Below are 21,532 nucleotides of genomic sequence, written 5' to 3'. Positions count from 1 at the left end.
GAACACCAAACCGCCCCGGGAAATAGCAAGTTGTGCTGTTTTCCTCACGTAGACTAAAGACGCCAGAATTTACTGTGCTTGAGATATTGGGAGCTACCACGTGGCATCATTGCTAGAACGTATTTTGCGTACCGGCGACAAGAAGATTCTAAAGACTCTTCGAGCTTACGCCGACACGATCAATACGTTGGAAGACGAATTTCGCGACATGTCGGACGAGGAGCTTAAAGCCGAGACCGATAAGTTCCGTGCTCGTTTAGCAGAAGGCGAAACTCTTGAAGCATTGCTTCCGGAAGCTTTCGCGGCCGTTCGCGAGGCCTCAGACCGAGTTCTGGGTATGCGCCACTTCGACGTGCAGCTCATGGGTGGCGCTGCACTGCACCTGGGTAATATCGCAGAAATGCGCACCGGTGAAGGTAAGACCCTGGTTGCGACTGCGCCGGCTTATCTGAATGCCCTGTCCGGTAAGGGCGTGCACGTGGTGACCACCAACGACTTCCTCGCGCAGTATCAGTCGGATCTTATGGGTCGTGTTTTCCGATTCCTCGGATTGAGCTGTGGTTGCATCTTGTCCAATATGGATCCAGCCGCGCGGCGTAAACAATACGAGAACGACATTACCTACGGAACGAACAATGAATTCGGGTTCGATTACCTGCGCGACAACATGGCATGGAATAAGACCGAACTTGTCCAGCGCGGACACAACTTTGTAATCGTCGATGAGGTCGACTCGATTCTGATCGACGAGGCACGTACGCCATTGATCATTTCGGGCCAAGCATCAGGCGACGTGAACCGTTGGTACACCGAATTCGCCAAGATCGTCAAACGCCTCGACCGTGAGGATGACTATGAAGTCGACGAAAAGAAGCGCACCATCGGTGTGCTGGAAGACGGTATCGAGAAGGTCGAAGACTATCTTGGCATCGACAACCTGTACGAATCGAATAACACCCCGCTGATCGGTTTCCTGAACAACGCTATTAAAGCCAAGGAACTGTTCAAAAAAGACAAGGACTACGTCGTTGTCAAGGACGAAGTCATGATCGTCGATGAGCACACCGGACGTGCCCTTGAGGGGCGCCGTTATTCCGAAGGCATGCATCAGGCCATCGAAGCCAAGGAAGGTGTCAGCATTAAGGCTGAGAATCAGACCTTGGCGACCATCACCTTGCAGAACTACTTCCGCATGTACGACAAGATCTCGGGCATGACCGGTACCGCGCAGACTGAAGCCGCCGAATTCATGGGTACCTACAAGCTCGGTGTCGTCGAGATTCCAACAAACCGCCCGGCCATTCGAAACGATCAGGCCGACCTGATCTACAAGAATGAAGTTTCCAAATTCAATGCGGTCGTCGAAGACATCGCCGAACGTCACGGAACCGGACAGCCCATCCTGGTGGGTACCACCAGCGTTGAAAAAAGCGAATATCTGTCGCGGCTGCTCTCCAAGGGTGGCATTCGCCACGAGGTGCTGAACGCTAAACAGCACGCACGCGAAGCTGCAGTCGTTGCCATGGCGGGTCGTAAAAATGGCGTCACCGTCTCCACCAACATGGCCGGCCGTGGTACCGATATCATGCTCGGCGGCAACGCCGAGTTCCTGGCCGTCGCCGAAATGGAACGCCGAGGATTGGATCCGGAGAACCATCCGGAGGAGTACAACAAGGTCTGGGACGAGGTCTTTGCGAAAGCCAAGGCCACCGTGGCTAGCGAAGCCGATGAGGTCACTGCGCTCGGTGGGCTGTACGTGCTTGGCACCGAGCGCCACGAATCGCGGCGTATCGACAACCAGCTGCGTGGTCGTGCGGGTCGTCAGGGTGACCCGGGTGAGTCCCGTTTCTACCTCTCGATGACCGATGACCTGATGCGGCGGTTCAACTCCGGCATGGCTGAACGCATCATGAATAATCCGTCGATGCCAGACGAGGTGGCCCTGGAATCTAAAATGGTCTCCAAGGCCATCGAGTCCGCGCAGGCGCAGGTCGAGGGAGTAAACGCCGAACAGCGTAAGAACGTGCTGAAATACGATGACGTGATGAACCGTCAGCGTGAAGCAATCTACGCCGACCGTCGCGCGATCCTAGAAGGCGAGAATATCGACGAGAAGGTCAGCCACTTCCTCGAAGACGTCGTGAAATCCATGGTCAACGAGGTCACTCTGGTTGGCAACCCGGATGATTGGGACCTGAAGCAGCTGTGGACAAACCTCAAGCAGCTTTACCCGATCGGCCTCACTGTCGATGAAGTGGTCGAGGAGGTGCACGGCGTTGGGCATCTAACTCCACAGTTCCTTGAAACCGAGATCCTCTCGGACGCTAAGTACCAGTATGAACTGCGCGAAAAGGCCATCGGCTCCGAGGTCTTGCGAGATCTCGAACGCCGCGTCGTGCTTTCCACGATCGGTCGCAAGTGGCAAGAGCACCTGTACGAGATGGACTATCTCAAGGAAGGCATCGGTCTGCGTGCCATGGCTCAGCGCGATCCGTTGGTTGAATACCAGCGCGAGGGATACACCATGTTCCAGACCATGATGGAATCCATCCGTGAAGAAAGCATCGGAACACTCTTCAACCTCGACGTGCCAGCCGGATCGGAAACGAGTCAGGAATCCTCCGGTGCAGTGGGCGAACCGGCCGTTCCGAAGAACTTGCAGTTCACCGGGCCTGACGAGGACGGCGAAGCCAGTACCCAGGCCAAGCAAGCTTCGAACCCGGCCAAAAAGAACAAGAAAAGTAAGCGCCGCTAAAGCATTTCCACACTGGTGATTTGCCATCGTCCGTGCCATGGCTCAATTCTGAGAGCTACGGCGCGGACGCGGTGTTTAAAGGCCACGATGACCGAGCATTCGTAGGCACCGGATATCGTAGGCCACAAATGCAGCGAACGTACCTCGCCGTGGCTGGTGCCCGGCATCGGCTGGACGGTGTAGCCACCGGTTTGCAGAATTGCCTGCGAACGAAGCTTTTTTACGCATTCGGGGTCCATGACAAAAGCCAATTGGCTCACCGAACGATATCCAGCGATGATCTCGAAGACCGCTCGGGACACCGCATGAGAGAGTTCGACGACGGTCTTGCGCTCGGATGGTGCAATCGCCGGTCGATGAAATATGCGATCCATGGCCAACGAAATTTGCTGTGGCGATCTGTTGGCGTTGGGCTGGCGATGTTCTGCGGTGAAGCGTATCGGTGTGTTTGGGCAGCTGCCTGCCCTGCTATTTCTTGTCCGGTTGGCAAGCAGCTCTGACTCGATGCTCACGGTGTTTTCCTCCCTAGTCGGTTTTGGGCAACTGCAGTTCGATACCAAGCCGCAGCAGATTTGGGTCCTCCCCGATCACCTGGCGGTTCAACTCATATATTTGCGGCCAAAGCTCGGCAATCTCGGCAGGCGATCCGTGTCTGTTGAGCAAGTCGTTGGCGATGCTCCATAAGGTTTGCCCAGATGCGACGACTACATGATCCGGTTGCGCAGAGGCACTTTTTCGGTCATTCCCGGATCCCAGAAGTCGGTTCATAGGAATGCTCAGTGAGCCAGGAAACCAGCCCGGTGTTGGGATTTCGGTATTTGGCTGTGCTGAGGCAGTTTCTGGGCTGTGTGGCAAAGATGCCAGCTCCCCGGTTTGGTGGTGCGAGATATCCGGGTGAGGAGTCGTCGCGCCGTTGGCAATGCCGGTTCCGGACAGTGCCAACGTTGTTCCTAAGATCGGGCCCACTGCACGGTGAGCCAAGCTTGGGGCCAACCGGATCAACAATTCCAAGAAGCCGCCATGCCCGTGGCGTGCCGCGTTAATTGCCGCGCGCAGGAGAGCATAAAAAATCAGGTACGCACCAAAGAGGACTCCGGTGCCAAGCAGAAATAACACCAGCAAGTTCTGCGACATGTCGCCAGCTGGATCGAAGTGGGGCCGTGAACGTACGGCCCATTCGGCCAAGGCCAACAGGATGACCAACGTTGCACCAGTCAGCAGACCGACCATGAAAGTCTTCCTTAAGCGGAACATCCATCTCGCCTCTTTTTATGTAATTTGATGCAGTTTGCTGTAGTTAGATATAGATGATGACACTTTAATTGATTTTATGGAAGAGGGTTTCCCGAAAAACTCTTCTCTCGTACAGTGGGCGCATGCGATGGGATTCCCTTTTTGAAGATCTTGAGGCGCAGGCCGAGGCCCAACAGGCGGCACAGTTCCGCGAAGAGGTAGCGGAAAGTATTCGTATCGAACGAGCTACAGAGCAAATGCATGAGCGCTTGCTTCGGCTTCAAGGATCGGCAATTACCCTGAAGCTGGCCGGCGAATACGAAATAAACGCAAGGCTTGGCCCCATCGGTAGAGAATATTTCTGCCTTGAAAATGAAGGAAAGCGTTGGCTGGTGAAGAATTTGGCGCTGCGTTCACTGGAAATGAATCAGATCGGTTCTAACCTCACAGGGCGCTTGTCGCCAGTAAAGTTCTCCACTGTGGTTCGCGGCGTGCTGCGTGATCGCCAACGAACCTTGGCATATGACATCAACGGCAAGCCAGTAGCCGAAGGAACCTTGTCGCAGGTAGGTAAAGACTTTCTCATCATTGCGCTTCATCCCAGAGACGATTACGCGCGTGATCGCAGTATCACCGGCTATCAGCTCCTGCCGCTAGATACGGTCGGCTGGGTTCAAGTCGTCGATGTCTAATAATCCACAGGCCCCGGAATAGGTCTTCACACCAACGGAAACTTGTCGTAGGCTCTCGAAACAAGTAGCTAGCGCGGGCAAAGGACAGAGCATGAGCGGCGAACAGAACACCGGCACGACCCGTTCTGCTAGTGCACCGCGAGTAAAGCGACCGACGTGGAAGGACCCGAGGTTGGCCCTGGGCGCGGTCCTGGTCGTGGCTTCAGTGGTTGGCACGGTTTATCTCGTGCGCGAACTGAACCACACCACAGAGGTTTATGTAGCCGGAGCAAACATCACTCTGGGAGAAGAACTCTCGACGCAAAATCTTCGAACTGAGAATGTGAAACTCGGGGAATCCGGTGTTCAATACCTCGAAGCGAATCCGGAGCTCATTACCAACGCCCGCGCCAATACCTTCATTGGAGCCGGTGAGTTCATCCCGAACGACTCCATTACGCACAACGAATTGGGTTCCCGCCGGCCAATCAATATTGATCTGCCAGCGGATCTTACGCCGGCGATTACCCCGGGTAGTTTCGTCGATGTATGGATTGCCCAACGTGAAAAGGGCGGTTCGGCGTACGGAGTTCCAGAACAGTTGGCAAGCATGGTGGAAGTCTCTGCACGGGTTGCCCGCGCAGGGGGACTCGTGAATCAAAACGGTACCAATCTGGAGCTGCTCGTCGAACCCGACCATCTCGAGCCATTGCTTCAAGCCTTGGCTAACGAATCGAGAATTATCGTGATCTACAATCCAGCCGGTACCCAGCAATGAGTATCTCGGTGGTGGTCTTGGGAAATGGTGAACACGTTGTCCGCCAAATCGAAGGGTATCGCGGCGAGTTGATGGTCACTCGCGTATGTGAAGATATTGCGGAGGCCGTTGCGGCCTGTGCGGTGGGCGCAACAGACGTGCTGTTGGTGTCCGGTTGGGAGCTGCTGCCGCCACTGGAACAGATCGACGCGGTGACTTCGCAACAAACGGTGCTGGTACTGCTGGACGAAAAACCTCGAAACGGTGGCACCACCCAAGGAATGCTCGAAGTAATTGAGAGCGTTCCAATGCTGGAGCTAGAACTACTCGTGGTGCAGGCGCTTCGTGAATTGACGCATCCCGATGAGCTAGACGAAGCACAGGTCACCGAGACCTCCGCGCAAGCGACATTGTCGACCGGAAAAATTGTCTGCTTTTGGGGCGCGGCGGGTGCACCGGGCCGAAGCACGGTGGCGCTGAACTACGCTGTGGAAGCCGCGCTCTCAGGAAAAACGGTGGTGATACTGGACGCCGATACTTTTGCCGCGTCCATTTCCATACAGCTGGGTCTGCTCGATGAATCCGCATCTATCGCGCAGCTTTGTCGTGTGATTGACTCGGGATCACGCGAACCTGCAAGGTTGGATGCAACTTGCTTGAGCGTCGAAGTTGGTACTGCGATACTCAAAGTAGCCACCGGTCTGCCGCGGTCAAGCAGGTGGCCGGAGGTGAGAGCGTCTGCGCTACGTCGTGCGACAAGTGTCTTGCGTGAACACAATGATTTGGTGGTGCTTGATGTCGCATCGCAGGTGGAAATGGACGAACAACTGAGCTTTGACACCCAAGCGCCTCAGCGCAACGCGGTCACCGTGGAGATGCTTCGCTGTTCGGATGAAGTATTTATGGTTGTCGCCGCAGATAGCGTAGGGATCCCGCGCGCCCTTCGAGCGATCGATGAATTGGAAGATCAAGTCCCCGGAGTGAGTCTGCAGATTGTTTTCAATAAACTCGGTGCTGCGAATACCGGGCATAGCCCCAAACGGCGTCTCCTGGAAACCTGGGATCGGTTCGGGCCCAATCATTGCATCGCTGGATACCTGCCCCAAGACGTGGTGAGCTGCAATGCGGCGCTACTAGCCGGATCGCCCTTGGCTGAAATCGCCCCTAAGAGTACATTGCGTACTGAAATACGGGGTTTGCTGGGCATTAAATCCACGGAAAAGAGACGGAAGCGACTGAGTCGTCGAATCGGCTGAAACCTTGAACTTTGGTACTCGAAAACACGGTAGTGTGGTTTCTATCGGAGATCCGCAAAGACGCGGATTAATTAGAACTTCGTTCTTGGAGGCGTTCACTTGAACTCGTCGGAATCCAGCATGTCAGAATCATTTATGGATGCGACACTCACCTCGCAGTTGGTGAGCGAGTACTATGGCCAAATCGCTAGAGAAGATGTCGCGGCGTTTACGCCCGACGAGCTCGAGGCGCGAGTAGCCGCACACTTGGAAATCGGATATGGCCGCGACGTTGATACGGCCAATGTATCTATTACCCGCAACAATGGTGTTTCGGTGGTACATATCGTCACCGACGATATGCCGTTCTTGGTTGATTCGGTCACCGCGGAACTGGTCCGGCTTTCAGCCCCAATTCAGCTCGTCGTGCACCCGACTTTCGTGGTCTCCCGCGATCGAGACACCGGACTGATCAAAAAGCTGTCGCACACGGGGTTGCAGCACGTTGCCAGTGGCGATACGGCTGCCTTGTCGGATCTCAGCACGCTGACCTCGCTCGACACCCATACCAAGGTTGAATCCTGGATTTCGGTAGAAGTCGCACGCGACCTCTCCGACGATGAAGCAGTGACGATCGTTGAAAATTTGCTGAAGGTCCTTGCCGACGTGCGGGTTGCCGTGCAGGACTGGCCCGCAATGCTGGATCGGGCAAAGAGCATTGCCCAGACGCTGCCGCAGACCGCCAATGCAGGCGAGATTGCCGATCTCGACCAAGCGGTAGAGCTGCTGAACTGGATGTCGGACGGTCGTTTCACCTTCTTGGGCTACCGCGACTACTATCTGACCACGGAGCACGGGGAAGACGTACTCGTTGCCCGTGAAGGAAGCGGTCTAGGGCTCATGCGATCCCTGGAGGACCAGGGCCCACAGCACCTGACCAAGCGTGGCCGCGCGACGGCCCGCGACAAGCGCGCATTGATCATCACCAAAGCGAACTCGCGTTCCACCGTGCACCGCGGAGTCTACCTGGACTATGTGGGGGTTAAGAGCTTCGATGCCAGCGGCGACGTCAATGGTGAGCGCCGCTTCATTGGGTTGTTTGCTACCAAGGTGTACACCTCGAGTGTGAAAACCGTACCGGTGGTGCGTGAAAAAATCGAAGCGGTCCTGAAAAGTACCGGATTCGCCCGAGACTCGCACTCCGGCAAGGACATCGTCACGATCCTAGAGTCCTACCCGCGCGATGAAATGTTCCAGATCTCCGTAGACGACCTGACCGAAATTGCATTAGGCATTCTGCGTCTGCAAGAGCGTCGCCGCACCTCGGTCTTCCTGCGCACTGACTCCTACGGGCGCTTTGTGACCGCAATGGTGTATCTGCCACGCGACAGGTTCTCCACCGATGTGCGACAGCGTATCGAAAAAGAGCTGGATTCCAGCTTCAATCCGGTGTCTACCGAATATGAAGCGCAGCTCGGAGCCGGCGCCTTGGTCCGGCTGTTCTATCGACTTCGCCTTCAGCACCATGGGCTGACCCCGGTGGTGGATCGCAAGGCGTTGGAGAATCGAATCGCCAAGGCCGTTCGCTCCTGGAACGACGCCATTACCGACACCGCACGGAATAGTCTCGAACCGGGCGAAGCCAACCACCTGGCCAATTCGTGGGCCGGCGCATTCCCCGCAGCGTACAAGGTGCAATTTGAGATTGAAGATGCACTGGCCGACATCGATCTGCTGGAGGAGCTTGATGCTCCGGATCAGCAAGGACCAGTCGTTTCCTTCTACGATGCTGCCAATGACGAAGATTCCGCTGTCACCAAGCGAATGAAAATCTTTGTAGACCGGCCGTTGCTGCTTTCAGGGATCCTGCCCGTACTGCAGGATTTGGGCCTTGATGTGGTTGATGAGCGCCCGTATGAGCTGAACCCCGAAGGCATCGGCGCGCGGTACATCTATGACATGGGGCTGAAGGTTGATCCAGAAATCGACTTCGCCACCATCGAAGCCAAACTTGCCGACGCCTACTCTGCCGTGGTTCGCAACGCCGCCGAATCGGACAAGCTCAATGCGCTGGTGCTGCGTGAAGGGTTAAGCTGGCAGGAAGTCGCCATGCTTCGTGCCTACGCGCACTACCTTTTGCAGCTTGGCATTTCGAATTCCACCGGATTCATCGCATCGACCCTGGTCAACAATGCGGCAGTGACACACGGTATCGTCGATTTGTTCCATGCCACCTTCGATCCTTCGCTCTCTGCTGCGGCTTCAACTTCGGCACGGGATCAGGCTCTGGCACAGATCGACGAAGCACTTGAAAATGTGCCTACCTTAGACGCGGACACGCTGCTTCGCCGTTTCGTAAAGGTCATAGAGGCAACCAAGCGGACGAACTACTACACCGAACGTCTCGCGCTGGCCTTCAAGCTCGCACCCGAAGAGATTGACTTTGCCCCATTCCCACGGCCAAGGCATGAAATGTGGGTCTACTCGCCACGTGTCGAGGGTGTGCATTTCCGGTTCGGTGCGGTTGCCCGCGGTGGCCTGCGCTGGTCCGATCGTCGAGAGGACTTCCGCACCGAAGTGCTGGGTCTGGTCAAGGCGCAGATGGTCAAGAACTCGGTGATTGTGCCTACCGGAGCAAAGGGCGGTTTCTACGCCAAGCAGCTACCTAGTCCGGCAGTAGATCGGGCAGCTTGGATGGAAGAAGGCAAAGCCTCCTACCGCATCTTTATCCGGACCTTGCTGGATTTGACCGATAATCTGGTCACCGATGAAAATGGCGAGCACGTCGAGTCACCAGCTAATGTGGTGCGCCACGACGGGGATGACACCTATCTGGTAGTGGCTGCGGACAAGGGCACAGCAAGCTTCTCAGACATCGCCAACTCGATTTCGCAGGAGAAGGGCCACTGGCTGGGTGACGCCTTCGCCTCGGGTGGCTCCGTAGGCTATGACCATAAAGGCATGGGCATTACCGCCCGTGGCGCATGGGAATCGGTCAAGCGCCACTTCTTCGAACTTGGTCTGGATACTCAGCGTGAAGAGTTCACCGCTGTAGGCGTTGGCGACATGTCAGGCGACGTCTTTGGCAATGGACTACTGCGCACCCGTACCGTGAAGCTGGTCGCCGCATTCGACCACCGCGACATTTTCCTAGATCCAAACCCGGCGCCGGAAGCCTCCTTTGTCGAGCGCCAGCGGCTATACGATCTTCCGCGCTCCAGCTGGGCAGACTACAACAAGGAACTGATTTCCGAAGGCGGCGGAGTCTACTCCCGCAGCTTGAAGTCGGTCCCGATTAGCGTGCAGGTACGCGAAGTCCTGGGCTTGGACCCCTCGGTCACTAAGCTGAGCCCAAACGAATTGCTCAAGGCGATTCTGTCGGCACCAGTTGACCTGCTCTACAACGGCGGCATCGGAACCTATGTGAAATCCAGCGCCGAAACACACGCACAGGTGGGCGATCGCGCCAACGACGCGATCCGTGTTGATGGCGGCGCAATTCGCGTCAAGGTCATCGGCGAGGGCGGAAACCTGGGCATGACGCAGCTTGGCCGCATCGAGGCAGCCCGCAATGGCGTTATCCTCAATACCGACGCCATCGATAACTCTGCCGGTGTAGATACGTCGGACCGTGAAGTCAACATCAAGATCTTCGTAGACCGGCAGATCAAGGCGGGAAAGCTCACCGCTGAAGAACGCACCGATTTCTTGTTGTCGATGACGGACAATGTGGGCGACCTGGTGCTGCAGGCCAATTTTGATCAGAACGTGCTACTGCTGAACGAAAAGCATGCAGCCAAGGTCTGGGCTCCCGCCTACGAGCGACTGATGCAGTGGCTGGAAAAAAACGCTGATCTGAATCGTGAGCTGGAGTTCCTGCCAAGTAGCGACGAGCTGGAACAGCGCAAGAGCGCTGGTGAGATGATGACCGCGCCGGAGATTTCGGTGCTGGCCGCCTACGCCAAAATTCAGCTCGCGCATGCGCTGGCTGAATCCGATCTGGCGGATGATCCGTACTACGTAGCGACATTACGCCGCTACTTCCCGCAGCAGCTAGTGGATCGCTTCGGCGATCAGCTGGAAACTCACCCATTGCGCCGGGAGATCATTGCGACCGTTGTTGCCAATGACATCATCAACATCGGTGGGGTCACCTATGTCTTCCGTGCCATGGAAGAAACCGGTGCAAACGAAGTCCAGATCGCCAAGATGTTCACCGCGTTGCGTGAAATCTATGGTTTCGACCGGCAATTCGCTGCGATCAACCTCCAACCCGCTGGTACGGAGGTGGCGTACTGGGGAAGACAGCATCACGACATGCGTCGCTTGCTTGATCGTACGACGCGTTGGTTCATCAACCGCGTTGATCAGCAGCAGCCGGTCGAAGAAATCGTAGGCAACTATGAACCGATCGTCAGCGAGTTGCGCCAGAGCCTGCCGACGCTGTTGCGCGGGTCGGATCTCGAACGTTACAACGCATGGCAGCTTGATGCGATCAGCAATGGGATCGACGAGCATCGAGCAAGCATGTGGGCCTCTCAGTTCGAATCCTATACATTGTTAGATATCGCCGAACTGGTTGGTCGTACCGAGTATTCGGCACAGCAGGTCGCCGAGACCTACTTCGTGTTGTACAACCAGTTTGGCGCCGACGATTTGCTCAATCGGATCACTAAGCTGCCGCGTTCGGATCGTTGGCAGGCGTTGGCCCGTGCAGCAATGCGTGACGACCTGTATACGACACTCATTGATCTGACCTTGAACGTGTTGGACAACGGTGCGGAGATTGCCGGTCCGGCAGAGCGTGTTGCAGCTTGGGAAGAAGCAAACGCGGCTAACCTTGATCGTGCGAAGACAATGTTTGCTGAAGTAAACAGCCTCGGACGCGACGACATGGCGTCGCTGTCTGTAGCCCTTCGCCTTCTGCGTTCCATCGTCCGGAGGTAACACCCCCTAATGGCCCTCATCACCGAGCAACTCCGTCAACAAGCAAACCTCGGGCCCGGTGATGAGGACTGGCTCCACCTGCTGGTGGGGGACTGGCAACTGATCTCAGATCTGGCGTTCGCTGATCTTGTTCTTTGGTTCCCCACCGGCGACGGGTCCTATGTCGCGCTTGCGCACGTACGGCCTTCTACCTCCCACACCGTATTCCACACGGACTTTGTGGGAGAGCGGATCCGTAGAGATTTGCGACTCATGGTCGACCAGGCCTGGGACAGCCAACGCGTGCAAAAATCTGCCGAGCAACCAAGCGCTGATCTGATTTCCGGATTAACTTCGGTCCAAGCCATTCCCTTGGTGCGCCAGCACCGCCCTGTTGCCGTGATCACCTCACACTTTGATCCAAATCAGGCACGTACGCCCTCGAACCTGGAACTCGTGTACCGGCAGAGCGCCGAGGACCTTCTCACCATGGGAACCCGCGGGCTGTGGCCGGACTTCGCAAGCCCTACCGGCTCACGCCGCGGCGCGCCGCGTGTCGGTGATGGATTCATCAGGCTCAACGTCAACGGGGTGGTCGAATACGCCAGCCCGAACGCAGTGTCGGCTTTCCGCCGGCTAGGGGCGGCCGAAGTTCTTCAAGGTCAACCGCTCGCGGATCTCACTATGGCCCTGGTCAGTGACCGGCGCGTTGTCGATGAGACGCTACCACTGGTGCTGCAAGGCAAAATGCCTTGGCGTACCGAAGTCGAATTTTCCGGGGTCACCCTGTCTCTTCGTGCAATCCCGCTTCGAGACGAATCGAAACGTTGGGGTGCCCTAGTGCTTTGCCGTGATGTCACTGAGCTCAGACGTCGCGAGAAGGAACTTGTCACCAAAGACGCGACGATTCGCGAGATTCACCACAGGGTAAAAAATAATCTGCAGACCGTGGCGGCTCTATTGCGCATGCAATCGCGGCGGATGAACTCAGTCGAGGGTCAGCAAGGACTCGAACAGGCTATGCGGCGCGTTTCAACTATCGCATCGGTTCACGATTTCTTGTCCAAGGGCCTGAACGAAACCGTCAAATTTGATGACCTGATGGATCGTCAGTTCCGGCTCATTGTCGAAATTGCCTCTCCGGGTCAGCGCGTTGCTACGCGGCGCGAAGGCGAATTCGGAATGCTCGATGCCGATTTGGCCACACCACTGTCGTTGGTTATCAACGAACTGGTGACAAACGCGGTGGAGCATGGATTAGCTAACAGGGATGGCGAAGTTGGACTCCTCGCGAATCGGTACCGCGGACATGACGGTAAAGATTGGCTGCGCGTGGTGATTCAAGATGACGGACATGGCCTGCCAGACGGTCCACGGCGTGAAGGTTTGGGATTGCAGATCGTGCGCACCTTGGTCACCAGCGAATTATCTGGTGAAATCCAGTGGGTGCAATCTGAACCGCAAGGAACAAAGGTTGTCATAGAAATGCCGCTACACCGCAACCGGCGCGAGCAGTACACGGCATAGGCGAAGAAGTAATTTGTTAAAGAGTAGTGGGGGGCAAGTTCCTAAAGAACTTGCCCCCACTACTCTTTGGGTTTAGCTGTACTGCTTCATCAAAGATTTGACGCTCGCGACGTAACGCTTGGTGTCTTCGAACATCCCGTACTTTCGGACTCCTCCGAGTCCTTGATAGTACGAAGCAATTGCATCATCCAAGCTATCGGTGTTATCCAGATTGAAACGGATCGTGGCCACGCCAGCAGCGACATTGTCCTGTGGCTTCAGCAAATTCAGATCGCGTCCGAGCCGGGACGACATCCACTCGCCGGTGCTCGGAATAACCTGCATGGCGCCCAAGGCGTTGGCGGGGGAGACTGCACGCATGTTGAAGCCAGATTCCTGCATGGCGTGTGCCATGGCAAGTGCAGGGTCAACACCCATGCTGTTAGCGGTCGAACGGATCATGGCTTTCATTTCATCACGGCTTGGGACCGAGACGGAATCTAAGTAGTTCTTGTTCTGATTGGCATCATTGACGGTGGCATCCGGATAGGTGCGCCCCTCAAAAGTATTGCCGATCTTGCGGTCTTCCTTCTTCTCGACATTGCCGTTTGGCTGTACCGAGGAACCGGAGACCTTGAGCTTTTCACCAATCTTCAGCGGAGATTGGGTGCTTACCTGCGGGTTCAAGTTAAGCAGCGCCGACAGCTTCATATTGTGCTGGCCAGCGATACCGCCGAGCGTGTCACCGCTCTTGACGGTGTAGGTTGCGTTGCCGGACTTCTTCGGTTCGCTCTTCTTCTCAGAATTTTTGGAACTCGAAGATCCACCAGAAACGATTAGTTTATCGCCGGGAAAGATGTGCTTGCCGGCGCTGATGTTGTTCTTGCTCAACAGGGCCGAGAGGCTCATGTTGTGCTTGACTGCGATGCCACCGAGGGTGTCGCCGCTCTTGACCGTGTAAGTAGAAGAGCTTGAACCTGAGTTTTGGTTCTTGCTTTCGCTCTTTGGCGAAGAGGACTTGGAGCTGCCCGAAACGGTGAGCTTGTCGCCTGGGAAGATTGGCTTCGAAGCTGAAATGTTGTTCTTGCTCAACAGGGCTGAGAGGCTCATGTTGTGCTTGGCTGCGATGCCACCGAGGGTATCTCCGCTTTTGACCGTGTAGGCAGAAGAGCTTGAACCTGAGTTTTGGTTCTTGCTTTCGCTCTTTGGCGAAGAGGACTTGGAGCTGCCCGAAACGGTGAGCTTGTCGCCTGGGAATATCAGCGAGCTAGCAGAGATATCATTCTTGCTCAGCAACGAAGACAAGCTCATATTGTGCTTCGCGGCGATTGCCCCAAGCGTATCGCCATTTTTGACCGTGTATGACGAGCTTCGAGTGCTCTGGGACTTTGACTTCTCCTGTGATGAGGAAGCACTGCCCGGAACCTTAAGAGTCTTTCCGGCAACAATAACGTCGTTCTTGAGATTGTTGAGTTTCTTCAACTCGGAGACGGAAGTGTCATACTCCCTGGCAATGCTCCACAACGACGAGCCTGGCTCGACCTTGATTTCCTTGATGCTGCGTTTAGCAGGAAGTCCCATAGTCGAAACACGAGAAGCGAGCAGATGCGCCTTGATATGGTCTTCAGCGATCTTGACGGTCTCTGGTGAGACGCTTTTTGGCGATAAGGAGTTTGGGCTCAGAGTCAATGGAACAGGAGCCGCCTGAACTGCGGGGGCTAGGGCCAGGCTGCCGATCACTGCGGCAGGTATAGCCGCGCCTGCTACGACGCCTAGCGCATGCTTAGCTGCATAGCTCGATTCGTGTGGCATGGGGTCAATCCTCAAATCAGGGGTGTAGGTAACAACTTTCACTCGAACGATGCTAGGTAACGGCACCAATGTTGTTCATGTGGCAATTGTTATCAAAGTGATACATGAAAATTTACACTACTACTGTGGCGCATGGAAACCATTGTGGCTCGTCGGGATTAAAGTTTCTGCACCGTTCACTAATTTGTGGGAACCTTTAGAGGTGAATGAACTTCAAAAAACCGTTGGCCAGTGGCTAACCCTGCCGGACCTAGCCGAAATTCTTGACGTCGATATTCGACGTGTCCACCGCATGCTCGATGAGCGCGCTATCATTTCCGTACGGATCGGTGAGCGTCATGTGCGGTCAATCCCCGCAGACTTCGTTCTTGACGGCGCTGTAGTGGAGAGCCTCAAAGGAACCCTGTCGGTGCTTCAAGACGCCGCATATTCGGATGAAGATGCCATCAAGTGGCTATTTACCGAAGATGAGTCGTTGCCAGGAACACCAATGAATGCCTTGCGCACCGGACGAAAAACCGAGATCCGTCGTCGTGCGCAAGCCCTCGCCTGGTAGGCCCTTCGACAAGACCATAAAGTCTTTATAAAAGAGAGGTCTCGGCCACGTCAACGCATTGGACGTGGTCGAGACCTCTGTTATTTTCCTGAGACCCTACCTAGATCGCGCATTACGCTGACTCACCGAGTAGTACCTCGTTCAAGGCGATTGGAGTTCCAGGAGGATTCGGTGGCGCTTTGCTCAGCTAGCAATCTTTGAAGTAACGGGTTCTTGGAGGCGCGAAGAGTTCATTTGCTTCGCTTAGTGACTGCATCGCTGAGATAATGCATTCCGGCCAAAGGAAGCGGAGCGACATCGATGCGTTCTAGTGCTGCCAGTGACTGCGTAGTCAGATCGCTGATACTGGACTCGGTTTCCCGCAGCGCGCCAGACGCCCGCAAAATATTGCTCATTTTGGCAACTTCCACATCGCTTAAGTTTTGGGCACCGAGGCGAGTTTGGATAAACTCGCGTTCCTCCGGGACGGTTAGCGCCAAGGCATGAGCAATCAATTCGGTGCGCTTTCCTTCGCGAAGGTCATCGCCAGCAGGTTTTCCGGTGACCGATGGATCGCCAAAAACTCCGAGAACGTCATCCCGTAGTTGGAAGGCTTCACCCAAAGGCAAAGCGAAAGCACTATAGCTTTCCAAGAGTTCGTCTCTCGCATTAGCCAATGCGCCACCAAGCAAGAAGGGATTCTCCGTCGAGTATTTTGCGGACTTGTATCGAACGATGGTGCGAGCGCGCTTAACTGCCTCGGCCGGATCGTAGGCAGAGCCAGCGGACTCTTCAAGAACGTCCAGATATTGTCCCGCCATGACTTGCAGCCGCATCTTGTTGAAGATCGCCCGGGTGCCTGGCGTTAGGCTGTCAATCCCGGCAAAGACTTCTTCACTCAGAGATAGGCACAAGTCCCCGGTGAGGATGGCGCTCGCTACGCCGTACTGTGCTGCGTTCCCAGTTAATCCGAGCGAAGAATGCTGGGCCTCAAAGCGCTTGTGTACGCTCGGTTTGCCTCGACGAGTATCTGAGTTGTCAATAATGTCATCGTGGATGAGCGCGGCACCCTGGAAGAGTTCTAGAGCTATGCCCAGACGAACAATATTCTCGTCGTCGGGCTGACCTCCAGCCCCGAGAAACCCCCAATAGGCGAATAGCGGACGAAGCCGCTTTCCGCCACGAGTAAGATCTTGAATGCTGTTGACGATTTCCGTGGCGCTGGCAGTAATCTGAGCAACTTCTTCGCTTTTTGACGACAAGAAGTCTTCCAGGCGATGAGCGACCGCATCGGTGTACGTGCGGCTCACCTCCCCGGCTTCTGACACGAGGGCTGACAGAGATTCAGACGGCGACATGCAAAACCATTTTCTAAGCGTGAACTGCTAACGGATAGTTTCAACTCTACCGTTATCTTTATGGGTTGCTAGCAGAGCGCAGAATGGCCCCATATTGGATTGCTAACACTTGCCAGCCATCCGTCGGTGACGCTCACTAGACTGTAGATATGTCAGTCTTGGAAAACCGCGCGATCTTGCATGTGGATATGGATGCCTTTTTCGTGTCTGTAGAGCTGCGCGAGCGTCCCGAGTTAAGGCATGAACCGGTGATCGTCGGATTTCCAAATGGCCGAAGCGTAGTCTTATCCGCATCCTATGATTGCCGGGCACGCGGGGTGCGATCGGCTATGCCGATGAGCCAAGCAATCGCCTTGATGCCGCAGGCAACGATTATCGAACCGCAGCATGGGGTGTACTCTGCGGTTTCTGCCCAGATCATGAACTACTTTGAGACTATTACGCCTTTGGTTGAGCAAGTAAGTATCGACGAAGCGTTCCTTGACGTCACCGGAAGCATGAGGTTGCTCGGTGGCCCGGTCGCGATCGCTCACCGAATTCGCGCCCACCTGGCCGAGGAATTGAATCTACCCTCCAGCATCGGCATTGCTCGAAACAAGTTTGTCGCAAAACTTGCCTCTACGCATGCCAAGCCCAATGGGCTGATCGTCGTCGCACCAGAACGAACCACGGAGTTTCTGCATCAATTGCCAGTATCGGCGATGTGGGGTGTCGGGAAGAAAACTGGAGAACAACTTCACGCGTTGGCGATCGAAACTATCGAGCAATTAGCCGACGAGCCCCAATCACGTATGATCCAACGTTTTGGTGAACACGGCCGTTCCTTGCACCTGCTGGCCCATGGCATCGATAACCGAGCAGTTCAGACCACTAGGGAAGAAAAGAGCATTTCTGCCGAACATACCTTTGCCGGCGATATTGCGGACCTCGAATTGCTGGAAGAAGAATTGCTCAGACTAGGACACCGGATAGGCCAGCGGCTTCGCGCCTCCAATAAAGCCGCATCCGCAGTGGGCCTCAAACTGAAATACCAAGATTTTACTGGCGTAACACGATCCCGTACTTTGGCCGCGCCAACAGACTCGTCTTCCGCAATAAGTCAAAGTGCCATCGAACTATTGCGTCGGATGACTCCGTTGCCGCAGCCGGTACGGCTTGTGGGAGTGAAGGCAGAAAGGCTAAGCGACCCTGAGTTGGGCATTCAGCTCAGTTTGGATCCAGCGGAGGGCAAAACCCGCGAAGCTGAGAGGGTTGCGGACGAAATAAGCCAACGATTCCCTGACTCCGGATTAGCTCCGGCCCGCTTCCTTCGACCCAAAGAAAAATAGCTTTAATCGGCGTAGCTATGAAGTTGCCTGAAAGAGCTGAAGATCAACTAGCAGGGTAGCGGTAAAAGAGACTATCCTAATAAGTAGGTAGCAAATACCGATTGGAACGTTTCCAAGTGGTTGTGCGTTATACCTGTAGGCGGTGGATGACCGCTACAGCAGTGATTGGAAGGAGAAGACGATGCCGCTATCAGAGCACGAGCAACGTCTGTTGGAGCAGTTGGAAAAGCAGCTGCACGAAGACCGCCGCTTCGCCTCCAGTATGAAAGCTCCAGCTAGCAGTGGTCGCCTTTCAACGCGCAACATTGCACTCGGCGCGCTTCTGGTCATAGTTGGGCTTGCTGGTCTAATTTATGGCATTTCGCAGCAGCTCATCATCGTGGGTGTTGTTGGTTTCGCCGTCATGTTCGGTGGGGTACTGCTGGGCCTGGCCAAGTCTGCAGCAGGCAAGGTTGGTGGTGCGAAGGCGCCAGCCGATTCAAAATCATCCGGCCCGGGAAACTCGCAGTTCATGAGCGGTCTGGAAGAAAAATGGAATCAGCGCAAGCGGGACCAATCCGACGGCTAGAATCCTTATTTACGAGGTGTAACCCTTTATTGGGGTTGCACCTCTTTTTCTTTTTAACGGTCTTTTCAACCGTCGACACGCGCTACGTCGATTCTCGGCAGATTCCTAGGAAACACATTCTCACCGCTTCCTAACGATTCCCCACTTTCCTCCCCGTCTCCCTCCACCGCCCTCCCCATTCGCCCAAAAGGCCCGAAAGTAGCGGTATCTCGGTAATTTCTTGGTCGAATTTCGAGGTGCGCACGTTCTCGCCCCTGGAGCCCTCCACAATGCATGCTGGGAAAAACCCGCCAAAACACGGCATTTTTTATGTCCAACCCCTCGCGAAAACGGTTGGATTGCGTTGACAGTGGAGGGTTGTGGAGTAAAGTGGAGTGCAGTAGAGGGAATTGGGGTTTCCAGCCACTTCACATGAAAGGCGGTGTGCATGTTCCTTGGAACTTACACGCCCCGACTTGATGAAAAGGGCCGGCTGATTCTCCCCGCAAAATATCGTGACGATCTGTCTTACGGACTCGTATTGACCCGTGGGCAGGAGCGCTGCATTTATGTTTTCAGCCAACGAGAGTTCGAGAAGCAGCATGAGCAATTAGCTCAGGCATCGCTTACCTCGCGTAAGGCGCGAGACTATGCACGTGTTTTCTTGTCCGGAGCTTCCGACGAAGTGCCGGATAAGCAAGGACGAGTCACGATTCCTCAAGTATTGCGAAACTATGGAGACCTTGACCGTGAAGTGACGGTCATTGGTGCGGGCAACCGCATAGAAATTTGGGACTCCACGGCATGGCAGCAGTACTTGCAGGAACAGGAAGACGTATTTTCCGAAACGGATGAAGACTAAGGCTCCAACAGGAGCCGGTTTACATCCACATCAGGTAAGAGCGCTGGGTTGAGATCTCCAGCCACCTTCAGGGGGACTTGCTCTGGCTCCACTTCCCCGGAGCCAGATCGACGATCGCCGTTACAAGGTTGGAGGGGGATCTGAATCCAGCGAACACGACGATAGCGAAAGGGGGCGCAGTGCCGAATCAAGATTCTCAACGACCCGCATCGGAACGACACGTTCCGGTATTACTGGATCGATGTGTCAATCTCTTGGCACCGGGCATCGAACGCGCCAACGCCGCCGGACGCAAGGCAATCGTCGTGGACTGCACTTTAGGAATGGGCGGGCACTCCGAAGCCATTCTCCAGCGCTTCGACAACCTCCACTTGATCGGCCTCGACCGCGATGAACAAGCCCACGAGCTTGCAGGTGCACGGCTCAAGCCCTACGCCTCGCGCGTTGATTTGGTTCATGCGGTGTACGACGAAATTTCAGATGTTGTCGAAGACCTCGGCTACCCGGGAATCGATGGTGTCCTCTTTGATCTGGGCGTCTCGTCGCTTCAATTAGACGAACGCGAACGCGGATTCGCCTATTCCTACGATGCACCATTGGATATGCGAATGGACACCTCGGTAGGTCCAACTGCCGAAGATCTAGTCAACGACTTGGACCGTGAAAAGCTGCTGCGCATCATTCGGCAGTGGGGTGAAGAGAAATTCGCGGGTCGAATTTCCACCGCAATCGTCGAAGCCAGGGATAAAGAACGAATCACCACCACCGCCCAACTGGTGGACGTGATCCGAACAGTCGTTCCAGCTGCTGCCGCTCGTACTTCCGGCCACCCGGCCAAGCGGACCTTCCAAGCGTTGCGTATTGCGGTCAATGAAGAACTCGATGTACTGGAGCGGGCTATTCCTGCCTCAATGTCTTCATTGAATATTGGTGGTCGAGTGGTCGTGATGAGCTATCACTCGCTGGAAGACAAGATCACCAAACGTCACTTCGTGAAGGGCTCAACTTCCTCCGCGCCACCGGGCTTCCCGGTCGAGCTGGAAGAGCACAAGGCTGAATTCAAGGTTCTGACTAAGGGCACCGAAAAGCCGAACGAAGCAGAAATTGCAGAAAACCCACGCGCTGCATCGGCCCGCTTACGGGCGGTCGAAAGAGTTCTGAAAAGGAGCTAGCCATGAGCCAACGAGCCCAACGTCGAGTATTGAAGACTGCCGCTATGACCGCACAGCCGGTTGTAGAAGGTAGTGCCGCTCGCGATGTTCGTCCGGAGCCGGTGGCGGCGAGCGAACTGGCTGGCAATGACCCTCGGCAGCGTGTGACGCTCTCGCTCGTTCCTCGAATGAACGAGACGAATAAACGCTCAATGCTCGTCATGGTAATCGCTTTAGTCCTGCTGGCCTTCGCGGTTATGGTCACGCTCGTTTTCATGAATACCTCGGTCGCGCAGCGCCAGTACGACATCGTCTCCTTGCGAAACCAAGAACGCGCTCTCTCTCAGGAGAACCAAGCGTTGTTGAAGGAAGCCCAGTCGTTGTCCGCTCCACAGGCGCTCGCCAAGGAGGCCAAAGCGATAGGCCTGGTGGCTCCGGGAGCACCGGGTCTCGTCGACCTATCAGACAACAGCATCAAGAAATCAGCCGACAAGGCCGTCACTGCAGAAGGAAACGCCGCAAATTATGCGACGCTCCCGTTGCCAGGACAAAGCATCCGCGAGAAGGCTGACACGAAAAAGAGCGAGTCGAAGGCTCCTGCTCCCACCGTGGGGCAGAATTCCAAGGACGAATCCAAAACCTCTAATGAGGCATCGGATTCCAAGGACTCCACGAAGTCCGAGGCGAAGGAAGAGGCGGCAACTCGCAAGGTCGCTGATGACGGGCGTCCGGTCTTCAACGACAGCGAGCTCAACGGCGGCACGATCCCGGCACCAATGATCAAATCCCCGACGAACTAACTTTCGCTTTCTAAGCTAGGACTACGGCGGTAATTCTCGCTGTCAAGAAACCACGT

At 55.4% G+C, this 21,532-nt stretch carries 16 protein-coding genes; 12 read left to right on the top strand and 4 right to left on the bottom strand.

All coding sequences use genetic code 11. The features are described from left to right. Positions 1-100 precede the first annotated feature (100 nt). Positions 101-2,755, top strand: coding sequence for a preprotein translocase subunit SecA (secA, locus tag ACT3UQ_RS10305; RefSeq protein WP_105552450.1), 2,655 nt, complete (start codon positions 101-103; stop codon positions 2,753-2,755). On the opposite strand, the gene ACT3UQ_RS10300 is transcribed toward secA, so the two are convergent. Then, the gene (locus tag ACT3UQ_RS10300; protein WP_105649572.1) at positions 2,752-3,129 is read right to left on the bottom strand and encodes an Rv3235 family protein; all 378 of its coding nucleotides are present in this window, start codon (positions 3,127-3,129) and stop codon (positions 2,752-2,754) included. The genes secA and ACT3UQ_RS10300 overlap by 4 nt on opposite strands. A gap of 151 nt (positions 3,130-3,280) precedes the next feature. Continuing rightward, positions 3,281-3,940 carry a LysM peptidoglycan-binding domain-containing protein gene (locus ACT3UQ_RS10295; protein ID WP_444637072.1) on the bottom strand — a complete coding sequence of 220 codons (660 nt, stop codon included), beginning with the start codon at positions 3,938-3,940 and terminating at the stop codon, positions 3,281-3,283. A gap of 191 nt (positions 3,941-4,131) precedes the next feature. Between ACT3UQ_RS10295 and ACT3UQ_RS10290 the strand changes: the two genes are divergently transcribed. The 5 genes from ACT3UQ_RS10290 (at position 4,132) to ACT3UQ_RS10270 (ending at position 13,104) form a co-directional block, all read left to right on the top strand. After that, positions 4,132-4,680 (top strand): hypothetical protein, encoded by a 549-nt coding sequence (locus tag ACT3UQ_RS10290; RefSeq protein ID WP_444637071.1) that lies wholly within the window; start codon positions 4,132-4,134, stop codon positions 4,678-4,680. 91 nt (positions 4,681-4,771) lie between these two features. After that, positions 4,772-5,437, top strand: coding sequence for a hypothetical protein (locus ACT3UQ_RS10285; protein ID WP_146112414.1), 666 nt, complete (start codon positions 4,772-4,774; stop codon positions 5,435-5,437). Beyond that, positions 5,434-6,672: an AAA family ATPase gene (locus ACT3UQ_RS10280; RefSeq protein WP_444637070.1), complete on the top strand. Its 1,239-nt coding sequence runs from the start codon at positions 5,434-5,436 to the stop codon at positions 6,670-6,672. Before ACT3UQ_RS10285 ends, ACT3UQ_RS10280 begins: the two co-directional genes overlap by 4 nt. 120 nt (positions 6,673-6,792) lie before the next feature. Beyond that, a complete protein-coding gene (locus tag ACT3UQ_RS10275; protein ID WP_444637069.1) occupies positions 6,793-11,598 on the top strand; it encodes an NAD-glutamate dehydrogenase in 4,806 nt (1,601 codons plus the stop codon). A 9-nt stretch (positions 11,599-11,607) separates the two neighbouring features. Continuing rightward, positions 11,608-13,104: a sensor histidine kinase gene (locus ACT3UQ_RS10270; protein ID WP_105552443.1), complete on the top strand. Its 1,497-nt coding sequence runs from the start codon at positions 11,608-11,610 to the stop codon at positions 13,102-13,104. 72 nt (positions 13,105-13,176) lie between these two features. On the opposite strand, the gene ACT3UQ_RS10265 is transcribed toward ACT3UQ_RS10270, so the two are convergent. Continuing rightward, the gene (locus ACT3UQ_RS10265; protein ID WP_105568867.1) at positions 13,177-14,895 is read right to left on the bottom strand and encodes a lytic transglycosylase domain-containing protein; all 1,719 of its coding nucleotides are present in this window, start codon (positions 14,893-14,895) and stop codon (positions 13,177-13,179) included. A 202-nt stretch (positions 14,896-15,097) separates the two neighbouring features. On the opposite strand from ACT3UQ_RS10265, the gene ACT3UQ_RS10260 reads away from it, so the two are divergent. Beyond that, positions 15,098-15,451, top strand: coding sequence for an Rv2175c family DNA-binding protein (locus ACT3UQ_RS10260; protein WP_096286571.1), 354 nt, complete (start codon positions 15,098-15,100; stop codon positions 15,449-15,451). A gap of 230 nt (positions 15,452-15,681) precedes the next feature. Here the strand turns inward: ACT3UQ_RS10260 and ACT3UQ_RS10255 are convergent, their stop codons facing one another. After that, on the bottom strand, positions 15,682-16,740 hold the full coding sequence (locus ACT3UQ_RS10255) for a polyprenyl synthetase family protein (RefSeq protein ID WP_258133471.1): 1,059 nt from the start codon (positions 16,738-16,740) through the stop codon (positions 15,682-15,684). A gap of 197 nt (positions 16,741-16,937) precedes the next feature. On the opposite strand from ACT3UQ_RS10255, the gene dinB reads away from it, so the two are divergent. From dinB to ACT3UQ_RS10230, 5 genes are all read left to right on the top strand, one after another. Next, on the top strand, positions 16,938-18,116 hold the full coding sequence (gene dinB, locus ACT3UQ_RS10250) for a DNA polymerase IV (protein WP_181148229.1): 1,179 nt from the start codon (positions 16,938-16,940) through the stop codon (positions 18,114-18,116). A 181-nt stretch (positions 18,117-18,297) separates the two neighbouring features. Beyond that, positions 18,298-18,684, top strand: coding sequence for a DUF3040 domain-containing protein (locus ACT3UQ_RS10245; protein WP_105552440.1), 387 nt, complete (start codon positions 18,298-18,300; stop codon positions 18,682-18,684). A 427-nt stretch (positions 18,685-19,111) separates the two neighbouring features. Further along, the gene (gene mraZ, locus ACT3UQ_RS10240; RefSeq protein ID WP_105552439.1) at positions 19,112-19,525 is read left to right on the top strand and encodes a division/cell wall cluster transcriptional repressor MraZ; all 414 of its coding nucleotides are present in this window, start codon (positions 19,112-19,114) and stop codon (positions 19,523-19,525) included. Positions 19,526-19,704: 179 nt separating this feature from the next. Continuing rightward, on the top strand, positions 19,705-20,697 hold the full coding sequence (rsmH, locus tag ACT3UQ_RS10235; protein ID WP_105552438.1) for a 16S rRNA (cytosine(1402)-N(4))-methyltransferase RsmH: 993 nt from the start codon (positions 19,705-19,707) through the stop codon (positions 20,695-20,697). Between the two features lie 2 nt (positions 20,698-20,699). Continuing rightward, on the top strand, positions 20,700-21,476 hold the full coding sequence (locus ACT3UQ_RS10230) for a hypothetical protein (protein ID WP_146112413.1): 777 nt from the start codon (positions 20,700-20,702) through the stop codon (positions 21,474-21,476). The last annotated feature ends 56 nt before the right edge of the window (positions 21,477-21,532 follow it).

It is taken from the genome of Glutamicibacter sp. AOP12-B1-11, assembly GCF_052379245.1.
Lineage (GTDB): Bacteria > Actinomycetota > Actinomycetes > Actinomycetales > Micrococcaceae > Glutamicibacter.
This window is presented reverse-complemented; position numbering and strand designations above follow the sequence as displayed.

What these genes read in the sequence shown, in the direction of transcription:
- ACT3UQ_RS10300 (WP_105649572.1), bottom strand. Translation starts at nt 3,129, where the DNA reads ATGGATCGCATATTTCATCGACCGGCGATTGCACCATCCGAGCGCAAG.
- ACT3UQ_RS10290 (WP_444637071.1), top strand. Translation starts at nt 4,132, where the DNA reads ATGCGATGGGATTCCCTTTTTGAAGATCTTGAGGCGCAGGCCGAGGCC.
- ACT3UQ_RS10285 (WP_146112414.1), top strand. Translation starts at nt 4,772, where the DNA reads ATGAGCGGCGAACAGAACACCGGCACGACCCGTTCTGCTAGTGCACCG.
- ACT3UQ_RS10280 (WP_444637070.1), top strand. Translation starts at nt 5,434, where the DNA reads ATGAGTATCTCGGTGGTGGTCTTGGGAAATGGTGAACACGTTGTCCGC.
- ACT3UQ_RS10275 (WP_444637069.1), top strand. Translation starts at nt 6,793, where the DNA reads ATGTCAGAATCATTTATGGATGCGACACTCACCTCGCAGTTGGTGAGC.
- ACT3UQ_RS10270 (WP_105552443.1), top strand. Translation starts at nt 11,608, where the DNA reads ATGGCCCTCATCACCGAGCAACTCCGTCAACAAGCAAACCTCGGGCCC.
- ACT3UQ_RS10265 (WP_105568867.1), bottom strand. Translation starts at nt 14,895, where the DNA reads ATGCCACACGAATCGAGCTATGCAGCTAAGCATGCGCTAGGCGTCGTA.
- dinB (WP_181148229.1), top strand. Translation starts at nt 16,938, where the DNA reads ATGTCAGTCTTGGAAAACCGCGCGATCTTGCATGTGGATATGGATGCC.
- ACT3UQ_RS10245 (WP_105552440.1), top strand. Translation starts at nt 18,298, where the DNA reads ATGCCGCTATCAGAGCACGAGCAACGTCTGTTGGAGCAGTTGGAAAAG.
- mraZ (WP_105552439.1), top strand. Translation starts at nt 19,112, where the DNA reads ATGTTCCTTGGAACTTACACGCCCCGACTTGATGAAAAGGGCCGGCTG.
- ACT3UQ_RS10230 (WP_146112413.1), top strand. Translation starts at nt 20,700, where the DNA reads ATGAGCCAACGAGCCCAACGTCGAGTATTGAAGACTGCCGCTATGACC.